This is a genomic window from Streptomyces sp. NPDC006193 (genome assembly GCF_040613915.1).
In the GTDB taxonomy this organism is placed as follows: Bacteria; Actinomycetota; Actinomycetes; order Streptomycetales; family Streptomycetaceae; genus Streptomyces.
Map to the genome: position 1 here is coordinate 60655 of NZ_JBEXTB010000022.1, position 15009 is coordinate 75663.

The following is a 15009-nucleotide window of genomic DNA, read 5'->3' on the forward strand; positions in this document are numbered from 1 at the left end:
ACACGTCGGGCGGGGTGACAACGCTGTCCGGCCTGGTCCCATTATGTCCTACTTTTCCCGCCTGTCCAGAGCCTATGTGTCACTGCGTGCCACCCAGCCCGGCGGGGGAGCGTCGCGGTCAGCCAGCGTGCCGAGATGGGCCTTGGCCGCCCCAGGCCCACACCGCCCCCCGTGGCGTACCGGTCGATCAACTGCCGCTCGGGGTCGCTGCCGCAGCCCGCAGAACCGCCGAAGCCGATCCCACGATCGCCTCGCCGTGGCCGAAGCAGGCCACCTCCGCATCCAGTCGGCTCAAGTCCCTCAAGGATTTCAGTGCACGAGACCGGTCCGTGTTGAACACGCCGACCATGGTCCTGCCTCCCACGTTCGCTGCAGCGTCGCCCAGGAAGAGCACTCCGAAGGCAGGGAGATAGAACGCGGCGCTGCCCGGAGTATGACCCGGTGCAGCCACCACGCGAGCCCCGCCACCGAAGGGAAGCACATCTTGATCACCGACCTCATGGTCCACCGGCACCGGCGCTGCCGGTGGCAGCTTCGGCTTGCTCTCGAACAAGGCACGTTCCCAGTCAGGAGCATCCGTGAAGACCGGTGGCGGAGCCGGTGACTCCCCGCGGATCACCGCGGCGTCCAGACGGTGCGCGAAGATTTCGACCCCTCCCCACGCGGCGATCTCGGCAGCACCGCCGGCATGGTCCTCATGAAAGTGAGTCAGCACGACACGCCGCAGGTCCCGGGGTTTCGAGCCGATGCTCACAAGGGCATCGGCGATTGCCGGACCGGCCCCCGCGACCCCAGAGTCGATCAACGTGAGCCCGTCCGCGTCACGCCACAGATACGCCTGCCCGACCTCGAAACGGAGCATATGCAGCTCCGGCAACAGCTCAACCATCTCCATACGGACAACCTAGGCACCGCCGAAGCCTCCCACTCGCCGCTTCGCCTTCAGCAGATGACAACCAACTCCACCCCCTTCATCCCTCGACCCGGGGCCAGTTCGGACCGGGCTGCTCAGCGCCTCGCAGTCTCTTTCGAGCGGACGGGCCTGGGGGAGCCGGGAACACCCCGGGTGCGGCATCTCATGACCTTGGTCCCTCGTCGGTTTGGCGGGCGTAGGACGCGAGGCGATCGGCGAGCGCGGTGACGAGGCCGCGCAGTTCATCGGGGCGCTCGATGACGAACGGCCGGTCGAGTGAGGCAAGTGCCGGAGGCAACCAGTCGAGCCGCTCCGCCCGCAGTTCGACGCGCAGCCAGCGCTCGGTCGCCGGGTCCTTGCCTGCCGTGGGCGCGTGCTCCTCCAGGCTCGCGACACTGGCGGGAAGGTGGGCGCGGATCTGCTCAACGGTCCCAAAGATCCGCAAGGTCACCTCATGCCGGTACTCAGCCGTGGCGAACCCTGACACCACGCGCTGTGCCGGATCGGGACCCGCGGGCGCCTCGAACGAGCCGGGCAGGGTCCTCGCGTCGGCGATGCGATCGAGCCGGAAGGTCCGGTCCTCGCCGATTCCGGGGTCCCTACCCGTGACGTACCACCGGCCCGAATGGGCGACGATCCCGTACGGGTGCAGCGTGCGTTCGCTGCGTCGGCCGTCGCGGTCGGTGTATCTGATCGAGACCGGCCGGCGGTGGCGCACCGCATCGGCGATGGTGAGCAGGGCCCCAGCGTCGGGGGTGGCGAACTCACGGGGCTGATCCGTGAAGGCCAGCGATTCCAGGAGTGTGTCGAGCCGGCGGGCCACGTGCTGGGGCAGCACCCGCCGGATCTTGGCCGATGCCGTCTCGCTCGCCGTGCCCTCCGTCGTCGTCAACCCTGCTCGGCGGCCGGCGACCAAGCCGAGCAGCACGGCCAGCGCCTCGTCGTCGCTGAGCATGAGCGGAGGCAAACGGTACCCGGGGGCGAGCCGGTACCCGCCGTACCGGCCGCGCACCGACTCCACGGGCACGTCAAGGTCGATCAGATGATCCACATACCGCCGCACGGTGCGCCCATCGACGCCGAGCCGGTCGGCGAGTTCGGCCACCGTCCGGGTGCCGCCGGACTGCAACAGCTCCAGAAGTGTCAGCACGCGGCCGGTGGGTCGAGGCATATACACAGCCTAATGCGAATACCGGACCGATTCTGTCCACTATTTCTCCTAACCTGCGACGTGCAATGACCCCATCTGTCAAGGAGATCACCATGGACTTCGTCTCGATCCGCATCATCACCAGCGACGTCGCGCGCCTCGTCGAGTTCTACGAGCGAGCCACAGGGGTGCAGGCGATGTGGGCCACTGAGGACTTCGCCGAACTCAAGACCGCCAACGCCACCCTCGCGATCGCCGGCACCCGCACCGTCCCGCTGTTCGCCCCGGGCTCCGCCCGCCCAGCGGACAACCACAGCGTGATCATCGAGTTCCGCGTCGACGACGTGGACCGCGTTCACCAGAACCTGACCGACTTCGTCACCGACTTCGTCAACGAGCCCACCACGATGCCCTGGGGCAACCGGTCGCTGCTGTTCCGCGACCCCGACGGCAACCTCGTCAACTTCTTCACCCCCGTCACCCCGGCGGCCATCGCCAAGTTCGCACGTTGACGGGCCGGCAGCATGGGGCACCGGAGCGCACCGCTGACTCCCGAGGGACGTCTGCGGTCGTGCCGGCGGATCGACGCGGCCGGCCGATCGCGCACGTCGCCGCCGAGGTCGGGCTATCGCGCCGCGAGCGGGTCGCCGGCCTTCTGGACGATCCCGGCGATCCAGGCCATGGCCTCGGGCACGTCGTAGTTCCCGGCATGTGGCTGGTTCCAGGCGAGCCGGTAGTCCAGGTCCTCGACCTCCTTGTCCGCGGCCAGCGCACGGTCCAGGTTGACCGAGACGGTGAAGGCGGTGTCCCGGTCGCGGGTGCCGTGGCGGACGTACCAGTTCGGCGCGGTGTCGGCACCGGTGCCGATGAAGTCCATCGGGTTGATGAGGTGGACCTGGTCATCGACGGTGGTGCTCTTCCGCGCGGTGTACTGCTTCCAGGTCAGCCCGGTGTCGTCCAGGCCGCTGCCGTCGCCGGGCACGTCGTTGTGGTTCCAGCTGAACTCGGTGTAGTTCATGTACGTCGCGGTCGGCGGGCCGAAGAGGTTGGTCTCGGTGCGGCTGGTGACATTCCCGTCGACGCCCACGGCGTCGAAGGCAGGGGTCGTCTTGAGGGCGGCCTGGGCGGCGACGAAGGCGAGGTACTTCGCCATGTCGACGGAGCGCACCGTGCGGGTGGCGGTGTCCACGTCGATCCAGTCGTTGACGTACGACGTGGTGGTGCCCCCTGTCGTGATCAGGAAGGTTCCGCCCAGCGGCGGGACGGTGCGGGCGGGGTCCTCCTTCAGATAGGTCTCCGCGGAGCGGACGACCTCCTTCTTGATGGTGTCGAGCATGGTCGCGGCGGTGAGCTGCGAGCCGTCGGAATCGCGCAGCCCGAGGCTCTTCTCGTAGCCCACGAAACGGGCCGCTATTTCTGCGGCTGCTCCGGGGGAGGGGTTCTGTTCGGTGGTGTCACGGGTGTCGAGGACGTTGTAGAGCCACTCGTAGGCCGTGTCGGCGTTGCCGAGGTCGGTGATCGGGCAGTAGGCGTTGACTGCGAAGACGTCGTCGCGCAGGGTGCTGTGCGCCGTGGCGTCGATGCCTGCGGCGCCGATCGCGGCGAGGTACGGCGTGTACGCGCCGCTGTTGCCGGAAGCGCCGAGGATCGACGCCAGCGCTCCGCCGCCGCTGGTGCCGTTGACGACGATCCGCTCCGCGCTGCCGGGCATTGCGGTGTCGTTGAGGCGCAGGTAGCGCACGGCGGCCTTGGCGTCAGCGACGGCCGCCGGCGCCTTGCCGGGTGACGAGCCGTCGGCACCGACCAGTCCGCGGCTGCGGCTGGCGACGTCGACGAAGACGTAACCCGCCTTCAGGGCGGCGCCGACGTTGCTCGTCGCACTGTTGTAGGAGGCGCCGGTGGTCACGCTTGCCCGTACGTAACTGGCCATCCAGCCACTGTTGTTCACTGCGAAGTAGATCGGCGCCCGCTGGTCGCCGAAGGCGCTCTCGGGGACGAACACGTTCATGCTCTGGTAGCCGCAGGCGGTGTTGGGGATGGTGGTGCCGCCCCCGCCGGGACCACCGGGTTGCTGTGCCGCCGCGGCGATCGGGTTCGCGACGTAGCAGATCTCCTTGTACCAGCGCACATCAACCGGACGGCCGTCGATGGTGACGGTGATCGTCGTGTAGTCGGAGGAGTCGAAGGCGAGCGCCGCGTCCTGGGGGTCGGCGGCATGGCCACGGCTCTGCGCAGGGGCGGCCGTCGTGACCGTGGCCGGTACTGCGACGAGCGTGAGGACGAGGGAACCCGCGAGTGCCGCACCTGTCAGGAAGCGGTTGCGGGTCACGGGGCGTTCCGCCCGCAGGCTCGGCGGGTGGGTGAGTGCGTCCCGTCCGCGTGACGCGGTCAACCGATGCATGGGTCTCCCCTCATTGAGCACCAAGTGCTTCGCGGATGCCTCAGGGTCACGGCGTGACGCACGCTACAGCTTTGTCAACAATCTGAGTAGCAGTATTGCCGACAATCTTGGTCCGGTGAGTGAGGAACCGGCCGCCGCCGGCTCGATGAGGACAGGCGCGAGATCTGGCGCCCTGCGCCGCGAGACGGGCTGTCGCCGGCGGCATCCGCCGTGGCTCACCCTCGGCAAAGTGGCAACAGAATCGTTGACAATTCTGTTCGCCTAGATTTAGCGTCGACAGGCACTCACTCAGGGAGGGCAGATGCCGAAGGAAGCCCGTCCAGGCTCCGGAGAGCAGGCCAAGCAGTACGCGCTGGAGCGGCTGAGGAAGGCGATCCTGCAGGGCGAGATGGCGCCGGCCCAGCGGTTGGTGGAGAGCGAGCTCGCCGAGACCTACGGCGTCACGCGTGCCAGCATGCGTGCCGCACTGCTCGATCTGACCGCCGAGGGGCTGGTCGAGCGGATCCGCAACCGCGGTTCGCGGGTGCGGGTGGTGACGGTCGAGGAGGCCGTGGAGATCACGGAGTGCCGGATGGTGCTCGAAGGGCTGTGCGCGGGCAAGGCGGCGACCGAGGCCACCGACGCGCAGCTCGACGAGCTGACGGCCCTGGGCAAGGCCATGTCCAGGGCGGTCAGCGACGGCGATCCGGTCACCTACTCCGAGCTCAACCACGACCTCCACGCCCTGATCCGGGACGCCTCCGGCCAGCACACGGCCGTCGGTCTCCTGGAGCGGCTCAACGCCCAGCTGGTGCGCCACCGCTTCCAGCTGGCGCTGCGGCCGGGCCGTCCGCAGCAGTCCCTGAGTGAGCACCTGGCCGTGATCGACGCGATCAGGGCCAGGGACTCGCAAGCGGCCGAGACGGCCGTTCGCGCCCACCTCAGCAGCGTGATCGACGCCCTGCGCGCCGACTGAAACGCGCTCCTGGGGCGGGTGCGGCACCTGTCACCAAGGAGATGCAGCATGACCCACGGCAACGGCGCACCCGCCGCTCCGCCCCGATCGACCCTCGTCGTCACCGCGCACGCCGGGGACTTCGTGTGGCGGGCGGGCGGAGCCATCGCCCTGGCCGCCTCCCGGGGCGAAAAGGTCACCATCGCGTGCCTGACCTTCGGCGAGCGCGGCGAGTCGGCCAGGGCGTGGCGGGAAGGCAAGAGTCTCGAGGAGGTCAAGGCGGTACGCCGGGAGGAGGCGGAGAAGGCCGCCGCCGTCCTCGGCGCCGAGGTCCGCTTCTTCGACGCCGGCGACTACCCGCTCCTCGCCACGGCCGAGCTGACCGACGGGCTCGTCGCCCTCTACCGGGAGACGCAGCCGGACATCGTCCTCACCCATCCCACCGAGGACCCCTACAACGGCGACCACCCCGCCGCCAACCGCATGGCCCTGCAGGCCCGCATCCTCGCCCAGGCCATCGGCTACCCCGGCGAGGGCGACATCATCGGCGCTCCGCCCGTCTTCTACTTCGAGCCGCACCAGCCCGAGATGAGCGGCTTCAAGCCCGAGGTCCTCCTCGACATCACCGAGGTGTGGGAGACCAAGCGCAAGGCCATGGAGTGCCTCGGCGCCCAGCAGCACCTGTGGGACTACTACACCGACCTCGCCGCCCGGCGCGGGGCCCAGCTCAAGCGCAACGCCGGCCCCAACCTGGGCCTCGCCCACAGGACCATGGCCGAGGCGTACATGCGGCCCTACCCGCAGATCGCGAAGGAGCTCGCCTGATGCCCGGCATGATCGTCACCGACCCGCCCAAGGCCGAGGCGGAGGACGTCGAGGCGCTCGCCGGCCACGGGACAGCCACCGTCGGCGAGGCCATGGGCCGCACCGGCTTCCTCGGCACGCATCTGCGTCCGATCCAGCAAGGTGTCCGGGTCGCGGGCACCGCTGTCACGGTGCTGTGCTGGCCCGGCGACAACCTCATGATCCACGCGGCGGTCGAGCAGTGCGGCGAGGGCGACATCCTCGTCGTCACCACCACCTCACCGTGCACGGACGGCCTGTTCGGCGAGCTGTTCGCCACAGCTCTCGCCCATCGCGGAGTGCGCGGTGCCGTCCTGAACACCGGTATCCGCGACACCGCGGAGCTGCGCGCCATGGGCTTCCCCGCCTGGTCCGCCGCCGTCAGCCCGCAGGGCACGGTCAAGGCGACCGGCGGCAGCGTGAACGTGCCGATCGTGATCGGCGGCCAGGTGATCCGCCCCGGAGATGTGATCGTCGCCGACGACGACGGGGTCGTGGTCGTCCCGCGCGAACGCGCCCGCGACACCGCCGAGGCGTCCGAGGCACGCGAACGGAAGGAGGCCGGGGCCCGCGCCGCCTTCCTGGAGGGCCAACTGGGCCTGGACCGCTACGGGTTGCGGGAGACACTCGCACGGCTCGGGGTGACCTGCCGCCCGTACGAGGAGGCCGAGTCGTGACCCGCCCCCCAGAGGTCCGCTGCATGCTGATGCGCGGCGGCACCTCCAAGGGCGCCTACTTCCTGGCGGACGACCTGCCTACCGAAGGGACCGTCCGCGACGAGCTGCTGCTGCGCGTCATGGGCAGCCCGGACCCGCGCCAGATCGACGGCCTCGGCGGCGCCCACCCGCTCACGAGCAAGGTCGCCGTGGTGTCCGCGTCGGCCGACCCCGAGGCCGACGTCGACTACCTCTTCCTCCAAGTCGCCGTGGACAGAGCAGAGGTCTCGGACCGCCAGAACTGCGGCAACCTGCTCGCCGGGGTCGGCCCGTTCGCCGTCGAGCGCGGACTCGTACGGGCAGGCAGCAGCGATACGTCCGTGCGCATCCGCATGGTGAATTCCGGTGACCTCGCCACGGCGACGTTCCCGACCCCTGACGGCCGCGTCGACTACGGCGGCGACACGGAGATCTCCGGGGTCCCCGGGAGCGCCGCCGCCGTCGTCCTCCGATTCCCGCCTTGGAAAGGGCAGTTGCTGCCCACGGGGAACGTGCGCGACACGGTCGCCGGCATCGAGGTCACGTGCGTCGACAACGGCATGCCGACCGTCCTGATCCCAGCCGGAGCCCTCGAGGTCACCGGTCAGGAGGACCCGACAGACCTGGAGAGCAACCGGGAACTGACCGCCCGGCTCCACGACATACGGCTGGCAGCCGGGCAGCTGATGGGGCTCGGCGACGCCACCCGCACCACCGTTCCCAAGCTCACCCTCCTTTCGCCGCCCCGCCACGGCGGCGCCGTCACCACCCGCACCTTCATCCCCGCCCGCGTCCACCCCTCCATCGGCGTCCTGGGCGCAGCCAGCGTGGCGGCCGGGCTGCGGATCGAGGGAAGCGTTGCGCAGGGCATCGCGGTCCTCCCCGATGCGGGCGACCGGCTCCGCATCGAGCATCCCAGCGGATTCACCGACGTCGAGAGCAGCATCGATCGCGCTGCCCAGGGCGGCCCGAGAGCTCGTCGCACCGCCGTCGTCCGCACCGCCCGCAAGATCTTCGACGGCACGGTCTTCCCCGTACCGCCCACAGGAGGTCGCTCATGACTCCGCCTCTCGGCGACATCGCCCACATCGGCCACGCCCAGTTGTTCACCCCGGACCTGGACGCCTCCGTCGCCTTCTTCACCGACTTCCTGGGCCTGACCGTCAACGGACAGGACGGCGACACCGTCTACTTGCGGACCTTCGACGACTACGAGCACCACAGCCTCGTCCTCACCGCCCGCGAACAGCCCGGCCTCGGCCGCCTCGCCCTGCGCACCTCCAGCGAGGAGGCGCTCCAGCGCCGGGTGCGGGCCGTCGAGGCGGCGGGGCGCACGGGAAAGTGGACCGAGGACGAGCCCGGTCTCGGCCGGCTCTACGTCACCACCGACCCCGACGGCCACGAACACGCCCTGTACTGGGAGAGCGAGCACTACCAGGCCCCCCGAGCGTTCAAGCCCTCTCTCAAGAACCAGCCGCAGGCGAAACCCAACCGCGGCGTCGGCGTCCGCCGCCTGGACCACATCAACTTCCTCGCCGCCGACGTCCTCGCCAACGCCGAGTGGCAGGAACAACTCCTCGGCGCCCGCCCCACCGAGCAGATCCGGCTCGACTCCGGCGCGATCGCGGCACGCTGGCTGACCTACACCGACAAGTCGTACGACGTCGTCTACACGTCCGACCGGACCGGCAGCCAGGGCCGCCTGCACCACATCGCCTTCGCCACCGACACCCGCGAGGACATCCTGCGAGCCGCCGACCTCGCCATCGACACCGGCGTGTTCATCGAGACGGGACCGCACAAGCACGCCATCCAGCAGACGTTCTTCCTCTACGTCTACGAACCCGGCGGCAACCGCATCGAGCTCTGCAACCCGCTCACCCGCCTCGTCCTGGCCCCCGACTGGCCCCTCATCACCTGGACCGAGGAGGAACGCAGGAGGGGCCAGGCATGGGGCCTGAAGACCATCGAGTCCTTCCACACGCACGGCACACCGCCCGTGCGGCCCTGATGTGAGCCCTTCCAGGCCCCGGGGACGGCGTCCCGTCCCCGGGGCCAAACTGTCGCTCAGATTGTCAACAAAACTGTTGACGTAGCGCCCGCGGCTTCTTAACGTCTACGCCACAGCGAACCCGAGGCCTTCCGCGCGGAGCCCGCAGCTCGCGGACATGCCCGTCCGCCCTCCCCACCGGCCGCGCGAGCCGCGCCGGCCCCACTGCCCTTGCAGCCAGGGACCAGGCCCTGTGCTGACGTCCCGCACGAGAGGAACAACGATGTCCTCCTCCGCCACCTCCCCGCTCGCCCGGGCGACCGGGACAGCGTCCCGCCGTAGCCGCACCGGCGTCATCGCCCTGTGCTGGGGACTCGTCCTCCTCGACGGCATCGACACCTTCGTCTACGGCTCCGTGCTGCCGAAGATGCTCGGCGGCCGCAGCCTCGGCCTCACCCCCGACGCCACGGGCACGATCGGCAGTTACGCCAACTTCGGCATGCTGCTCGGCACGATCCTGTCCGGCACGGCCTCGAACTGGATCGGCCGCCGCGTCACCGTCTTCGCCAGCGTCACGATCTTCACCCTGGCCACGCTGGCCACCGGCTGGTCCCAGTCCGCGGGCCAGTTCGGCCTCTTCCGCTTCGTGTGCGGCTTCGGCCTCGGCGCGCTGCTGCCGATCGCGATCTCCTACGGCATGGAATTCACCGGTCACGGCCGCCGCGCCCTCGCCACCGGCATCATCATGACCGCCCACCAGACCGGCGGCGCGCTGGCGCCGCTGATCGCCCTCTGGCTGGTCGACGACCACGGCTGGCGAACGGCCTTCATCGCCTCCGCGCTGCCCGCCCTGATCCTGCTCCCGGTCGCCTTCAAGCTGCTGCCCGAGTCGCCCACCGACCTGCTCACCCGCGGCCGCCGCGCCGACGCCGAGCTGCTCGCCGCCGACTACGGCACCGAACCGGCCGAGCCGAGGGTGAACCGCGGCGACAAGCTGGACGCGGTGAAGAACCTCTTCCGGAACCGCCAGTGGCCCACCACCCTGTGCTTCTGGTCGACATCCTTCGCCGGTCTGCTCCTGGTCTACGGAGTCGGCCAGTGGCTGCCGAAGATCATGGTCGACCTCGGTCACGACACCGGCGACTCGCTGCTCTTCTCGACGTTCCTGAACGTCGGCGGCATCTTCGGCATGCTCATCGCCGGCCGCACCGCCGACCGCACCGGCCCGCACAAGGTCGTCATCGCCTGGTTCCTCCTGACCGCCGTCTTCGTCTACCTCATGGGCGTCGCCATGCCGGTCGGCGTCCTGTACGCGGTGGTCTTCTTCGCCGGACTACTGCTCTTCTCCGGCCAGACGATGGTCTACGCGACGGTCGGCACCCACCACACCGGCGCGGACCGCCCCACCGCCCTCGGCTGGGTCTCCGGCATGGGCCGCTTCGGCGCCATCTTCGGCCCGTGGATCGGCGGCGCCCTCATCGAGGCGGGCAACGCCGACCTCGGCTTCACCATGTACGCCTGCGCCGCGCTCTTCGGCGCGCTCATGATGGCCGCGGCCGCCCTCACCGTCACAACACGCACGGCCGCGCAGGTCTGACCGCAGACAGACGGACAAGGCGGCGGCAATCCCGGGGTGGGTGGAGACCGAGGTGGGAGGCGAGATCGCCGATGCCCTGGGCGTGCTGCTCAGGCGCGGTACCCGGACAGAGCTGCACCGGGCCATGACCACCGGCATCGGCGAAGCCGTGGACGAACTGACCTGTCCGGTCGGCGCGAGCCGGACCCCGCCGACCGGCGGTGAACTCCACGACGTCCCGATGCAGGTGGGACTGATCGGCGTAGCCGGCGGCGGCAGCTACCTGGGCCGCGCCGTCACCCGCGACCAGGCAGTGGGCGGCATGGTGACCTGTTCCGGCCCGCGATGAACATCTCGGAGAAGACGGGAGACCAGGTAGTCCACCCGGCGCGGCGCGCCGGTCACCGGGACCGGGGCCGGCGCGGGGTCGTCGGCGGCCGGCGTCCGGGCGAACGCCGACGGCGGCAGGGCGACACCGAGCCGGTGCGCGATCAGCCCGGGCAGCGGTGGGGAGCCTGCTGTGACCGGCCGGGTCGTGCGGCTGGGGCGCGCTCGCCCGGACGGGCGGTGGTGGCGAGCGCGCCCAGAGCCTCCTTACTCCAGCAGGGCCCCGTCGCGGTCGCGGCTCAGGACGTCAGGCCGGGTCTGCACCGGCCCCCGCCGTGGGCCTCGGCCGGACGTCGGGCGCCGTCGTGTGCCGGATGTCGGCGCCCAGCTTCACCAGGTCCTCGACCAGGTCGCGGTAACCGCGGGCCAGGTGGTGGTGGTTGCGCAGCGTGGTCCGGCCCGGTACCGCGAGCGCGGCGAGCAGCAGGACCGCGGCGGCGCGCAGGTCGGTGGCATGGAGGTCGCTGCCGGGCCGGTACGGCGGGCAGGGGCCGTCGACGCGCAGGACCGTGTCGTCGACCGCCGTCCGCATGCCGAGCGCCTCCAGCTCCGGGGCGAAGCCGAAACGGTGCTCCCAGACGGCCTCCCTGATGTAGGTGGGGCCTTCGGCGTACGCCCCCAGCAGGGCCAGGAAGGGCTGGCTGTCGCTGAACACGCCGCGCGACATGGCGGTGAACTCCACGGGCCGCAACGGCTTCGTCAGCGGGTGCGCGGTCACCTCGTCGGCTCCGACGTCGACCCGCACCCCCATGCGGTCCAGCAGGTCGAACTCGGGCGCGAGCGCGTGGACCGCGCGGTCGATGCCCGGCCCGGTGATCCGCAGCGGCTCGTCCGCCAGCAGGACACCGGCGCAGATCCAGGTGACCACCTCGATCAGGTCGGGGATCAGCGTGACGTCGGCGGGCCGGTCCAGCGACTCGGGGCCGCGCCCGTGGATCACCCACGTCTCGGGCCCGGCGAACTCGATGTCGGCGCCCAGGTCGCGCAGCACGGTGACCATGTCGGTCACGTCGGGCTTGAGGTACGGGTGCCGCAGCGTGGTCGTCCCGTGCGTGACCGCGCCCATCAGCAGCGCGGTCTTGACCGCACCGCTGTAGCAGGGCCCGCTCATGAGTGCCTTGTTGCGCGTGTAGTCGAGCATGTCGATGGTGCACGGCGTGAGCCGCTGCGCCGTGAGGTCCACGGAGCCGTCCGCCGTGAGCCGGGTGGTGACGCCGAACCGCTCCATCACGTCCAGCAGGTGCTCGACGGGCCTCCCGCGCGGGCCTTCGCCGATCGTGCAGCCGCCGGTCGCGGGCAGCCGGGCCGCGCCGTTGCGGGAGACGAGGGCGGGCAGCAGGTAGAGCGAACCGTGGATGCGGCCGACGAGGTCGGCCGGCAGCTCCGCGCAGTCCCAGGCGGACGCGTCGACGGTGAACGTCTCGGACGCCCCGTCGTAGTGCGCGTGCGCGCCCGCGGCGCGGAAGATCTCGCCCAGCACCGCGGTCTCGACGATGTCCGGGCAGTTCTCGACGCGCACCGGCGCGCTCGCGGTGGCCGCGGCGGCCACGGTGGTGACCAAGGAATGCTTGAACCCGGAGGTGCGGACGGCCCCGGAGAGCCGGTTGCCGCCGTGGATCTCCAGCAGCGGCTCGCCGGTGGGAGCGGGTTCTCGCCAACGGTCCTGCATGGGGGTGCCTCCTGCGCTGAGTGGTGAGGGGTCGGGTGAAAGGGTCCGGTGCGGAATCGAGCGCAGCCACTGCCGCGCCTGCCTCGCACCGGTCAGGTGGACGACGGTGAGGCCGGGGTGCCGGCCGAGGAAAGCGGCCGTCTCGGCCCGCCGGGTGGCGTGCTGGGACCAGGCCCAGCGCAGCGGGTGGCGCGGGTTGCGCAGCATCGACCGCCAGGTCTCCCGGTTGCCGTGCCACAGCTCCCGGCCCGTGGCGGCCCGGACCACCGAGCGCCGCAGCACGCGGCGCATGACGGTCCGGCGGGGCAGGTCGAGCCAGACGAACGTGTCGGCGCGCTCGCCGAGCAGGTCGCCGACGACCCAGTGGTACTGGGCGTCGCAGATCCACGCCGGTGCCCGCGTGGCGCGCTCCACGTCGTCTGCGAACTCCGCCCGGCGGGTCCAGCCGGGACCGTGGTAGAGCGCGTCCATCTCGATGTGCCGGATGTCCAGCGCCCCGGCCAGGGCGGCGGCCAGCGTCGTCTTGCCCGCGCCGGAGATCCCGCCGACGACGATCCGCCGCAGCGGCGCGGCTGCGGGCGCCGCCACCGGCCGGGTGGGCCGCGTGAGGAACCCGGCCGACAGGGCCGTTCCCGCGCAGACGGCGGCCAGGCCGAGCCACAGCACGGTGTTCCCGTGGGCCAGCAGCGCCGTCCCGGCCGCCGGGGCGACGGAGCCCGCGATCCCGAAGGACGTCTGGAACGTCGCGTTGTAGCGGCCCTCCAGACCGGGTGGCGCGGCTGCGTGCGCCGTCGTCGTGACGACCGGGGTGAACAGCGCGTCGCCGAGCGTGCCGATCAGCGCCGCGGCCAGGACGACCGCGGTGGTCACCGGACCCGCCCAGCCGGACGGCGCCATGACGAGGACCGCCAGGGTGAAGAAGCAGGCCGCCAGGCGCAGCGCCCGCGGGGCGGAGACACGCTGCGCGTAGGCGGCCGCGGGCCGCCGGGCCACGGCCATCGCCCCGCAGGCGACGCCGATCACCACCCCCGGCACCCACGACGGCTGCCCCAGCACCACGACGGCGACCACCGGGAGCATCGTCGTCAGGCAGTCGGAGGCGAACGCCAGCAACAGCGTCAGCAGGCACAGCCGCAGGAAGCCGGGGTCGTCGCGCAGGTCGCGCCACCGCCACGCCCGCCCGTCGGCCGAGAGCCCGGCCGCGGGGGAGGGCCGGATGTGCCGACGCACCGTGAGCACCAGGCCCATGGCCGCCGCGTAGGTGAGGCCGTTGGCGTACGCGACCAGGTGCAGTCCCGTACCGCTGCCGATCAGCAGGCCCCCGACGGTCGCGCCGATCGCACCGCCCGCCGCCCACCCGCCGACCTTCAGCACGCTCGCCGTGCTCAGCACGCCGATCAGCTCCCCGGCCGGGACCAGCCGGGCCATCAGCGGGGTGCCGGCCGTCCAGAACAGCCGGTCCGCGGCCGCCGCGACGACGGCGAGCGCGCCGACCTGCCACGTGGCGGAGACGAAGGGGAACAGCGCGAACACCCCGGTGCGCACGGCGTAGCTCAGGGCCGCCCCGTTCGCCGGACCCCACCGGTCCACCAGCAGGCCGTTCACCGGCCCCGCAAGCAGGCCGAGGAGCCCGCCGACCGTCAGCGCGGCACCGACGTGCGCCAGGGGGAGGTGCTGGCCCCGGGTGAAGAAGATCAGCGCGACCGGCGTCCACAGGCCGTTGCCCACGCAGTCGACGGTCAGCGCCACGAGGTAGGTGCGCTTCCCGGGCGTCTTCCGCCGCCGGCCGGTCAGGGACGGGATCACGGGCGGACGAAGTGCACGAGCAGTGCCCGCCGGTCCACGGGGCAGGTGTCGGCGACCGGCGGCACGCCGTGCCAGGACCGGTCCGAGCGGACGAGCACGACGGACGTCCCGGTGGTCGGCGCCACCCGCTTCGCGCAGTCGGCCATGTCGGCGCTGCGCAGCAGCCGCAGGTCACCGCTCCACTGCGGGTCCCACCCGTCGTTGAAGTAGAAAAGGTGGGTCACCGCCTTGTCCGGGCGGTCGGTGTGCGGCTCGATCCAGCAGCCCCGCGCGTAGCGGGTCATGCGCGCCTCGACCAGACACCGCTCCAGCTCCACGCCGGTGAGCGCGGACAGCGCCTCCCGGTAGGGCCGGGAGACGACGTCCGCGACGAGCTGCTGCCAGTTCGCGGGGAGCGTGCGCACCTGGTCCTCGTCGACCGCGCCGGCGGTGACGAGGTTGCGGTTGAACATCCGGTACTGCTTGTCGGACCGGTTCAGGCCGGTGCGCTCGGACTCTTCGAAGCCGTCGTCGCTGAACTCGCCGCGCAGGTTCTCGGCGACGGCGTCCGTGACGAACGAGCGGGGGATCACGGCGTGGTCGAACGGGTCCTGTTCCAGCTCGGCCCGGCTGATGGTCTCGATGTCGACGAGGGACACGTCTTCT

The 15009-nt window shown here is 71.2% G+C and carries 12 protein-coding genes and 1 pseudogene; 7 read left to right on the top strand and 6 right to left on the bottom strand.

The features are described 5' to 3' along the window. Positions 1–187: 187 nt before the first annotated feature. Positions 188–895, bottom strand: coding sequence for an MBL fold metallo-hydrolase (locus ABZ261_RS20295; protein WP_356861019.1), 708 nt, complete (start codon positions 893–895; stop codon positions 188–190). 181 nt (positions 896–1076) lie between these two features. Continuing rightward, positions 1077–2084, bottom strand: a complete 1008-nt coding sequence (locus tag ABZ261_RS20300; RefSeq protein WP_356861021.1) for a YafY family protein — start codon at positions 2082–2084, stop codon at positions 1077–1079. A gap of 92 nt (positions 2085–2176) precedes the next feature. On the opposite strand from ABZ261_RS20300, the gene ABZ261_RS20305 reads away from it, so the two are divergent. Then, positions 2177–2575 carry a VOC family protein gene (locus tag ABZ261_RS20305; protein ID WP_356861101.1) on the top strand — a complete coding sequence of 133 codons (399 nt, stop codon included), beginning with the start codon at positions 2177–2179 and terminating at the stop codon, positions 2573–2575. Positions 2576–2688: 113 nt separating this feature from the next. On the opposite strand, the gene ABZ261_RS20310 is transcribed toward ABZ261_RS20305, so the two are convergent. Next, the gene (locus ABZ261_RS20310; protein WP_356861023.1) at positions 2689–4392 is read right to left on the bottom strand and encodes a subtype B tannase; all 1704 of its coding nucleotides are present in this window, start codon (positions 4390–4392) and stop codon (positions 2689–2691) included. A gap of 373 nt (positions 4393–4765) precedes the next feature. On the opposite strand from ABZ261_RS20310, the gene ABZ261_RS20315 reads away from it, so the two are divergent. From ABZ261_RS20315 to ABZ261_RS20340, 6 genes are all read left to right on the top strand, one after another. Further along, positions 4766–5419 carry a GntR family transcriptional regulator gene (locus ABZ261_RS20315; protein ID WP_356861025.1) on the top strand — a complete coding sequence of 218 codons (654 nt, stop codon included), beginning with the start codon at positions 4766–4768 and terminating at the stop codon, positions 5417–5419. 48 nt (positions 5420–5467) lie between these two features. Beyond that, positions 5468–6223 carry a PIG-L deacetylase family protein gene (locus ABZ261_RS20320; protein ID WP_356861027.1) on the top strand — a complete coding sequence of 252 codons (756 nt, stop codon included), beginning with the start codon at positions 5468–5470 and terminating at the stop codon, positions 6221–6223. Continuing rightward, complete coding sequence (locus ABZ261_RS20325) at positions 6223–6918, top strand: 4-carboxy-4-hydroxy-2-oxoadipate aldolase/oxaloacetate decarboxylase (protein ID WP_356861029.1); 696 nt, start codon at positions 6223–6225, stop codon at positions 6916–6918. The genes ABZ261_RS20320 and ABZ261_RS20325 overlap by 1 nt, the downstream gene beginning before the upstream one ends. Then, complete coding sequence (locus tag ABZ261_RS20330; RefSeq protein ID WP_356861031.1) at positions 6915–7997, top strand: 4-oxalomesaconate tautomerase; 1083 nt, start codon at positions 6915–6917, stop codon at positions 7995–7997. The genes ABZ261_RS20325 and ABZ261_RS20330 overlap by 4 nt, the downstream gene beginning before the upstream one ends. Continuing rightward, positions 7994–8947: a VOC family protein gene (locus ABZ261_RS20335; RefSeq protein ID WP_356861033.1), complete on the top strand. Its 954-nt coding sequence runs from the start codon at positions 7994–7996 to the stop codon at positions 8945–8947. Before ABZ261_RS20330 ends, ABZ261_RS20335 begins: the two co-directional genes overlap by 4 nt. Before the next feature lie 262 nt (positions 8948–9209). Next, positions 9210–10523, top strand: coding sequence for an aromatic acid/H+ symport family MFS transporter (locus tag ABZ261_RS20340; RefSeq protein ID WP_356861035.1), 1314 nt, complete (start codon positions 9210–9212; stop codon positions 10521–10523). A 199-nt stretch (positions 10524–10722) separates the two neighbouring features. Here the strand turns inward: ABZ261_RS20340 and ABZ261_RS20345 are convergent. From ABZ261_RS20345 to ABZ261_RS20355, 3 genes and pseudogenes are all read right to left on the bottom strand, one after another. Next, positions 10723–10827: pseudogene (locus tag ABZ261_RS20345) on the bottom strand (AraC family transcriptional regulator); the annotation flags it as partial. Between the two features lie 309 nt (positions 10828–11136). After that, positions 11137–14364 carry an MFS transporter gene (locus ABZ261_RS20350; protein WP_356861036.1) on the bottom strand — a complete coding sequence of 1076 codons (3228 nt, stop codon included), beginning with the start codon at positions 14362–14364 and terminating at the stop codon, positions 11137–11139. Beyond that, complete coding sequence (locus tag ABZ261_RS20355) at positions 14361–15002, bottom strand: 2OG-Fe(II) oxygenase (protein WP_356861037.1); 642 nt, start codon at positions 15000–15002, stop codon at positions 14361–14363. The genes ABZ261_RS20350 and ABZ261_RS20355 overlap by 4 nt, the downstream gene beginning before the upstream one ends. Positions 15003–15009 lie beyond the last annotated feature (7 nt).

Excerpts from the sequence above, each read along its gene's own strand:
- ABZ261_RS20295 (WP_356861019.1), bottom strand. The coding sequence starts at position 895 with ATGGAGATGGTTGAGCTGTTGCCGGAGCTGCATATGCTCCGTTTCGAG.
- ABZ261_RS20300 (WP_356861021.1), bottom strand. The coding sequence starts at position 2,084 with ATGCCTCGACCCACCGGCCGCGTGCTGACACTTCTGGAGCTGTTGCAG.
- ABZ261_RS20305 (WP_356861101.1), top strand. The coding sequence starts at position 2,177 with ATGGACTTCGTCTCGATCCGCATCATCACCAGCGACGTCGCGCGCCTC.
- ABZ261_RS20315 (WP_356861025.1), top strand. The coding sequence starts at position 4,766 with ATGCCGAAGGAAGCCCGTCCAGGCTCCGGAGAGCAGGCCAAGCAGTAC.
- ABZ261_RS20320 (WP_356861027.1), top strand. The coding sequence starts at position 5,468 with ATGACCCACGGCAACGGCGCACCCGCCGCTCCGCCCCGATCGACCCTC.
- ABZ261_RS20325 (WP_356861029.1), top strand. The coding sequence starts at position 6,223 with ATGCCCGGCATGATCGTCACCGACCCGCCCAAGGCCGAGGCGGAGGAC.
- ABZ261_RS20335 (WP_356861033.1), top strand. The coding sequence starts at position 7,994 with ATGACTCCGCCTCTCGGCGACATCGCCCACATCGGCCACGCCCAGTTG.
- ABZ261_RS20340 (WP_356861035.1), top strand. The coding sequence starts at position 9,210 with ATGTCCTCCTCCGCCACCTCCCCGCTCGCCCGGGCGACCGGGACAGCG.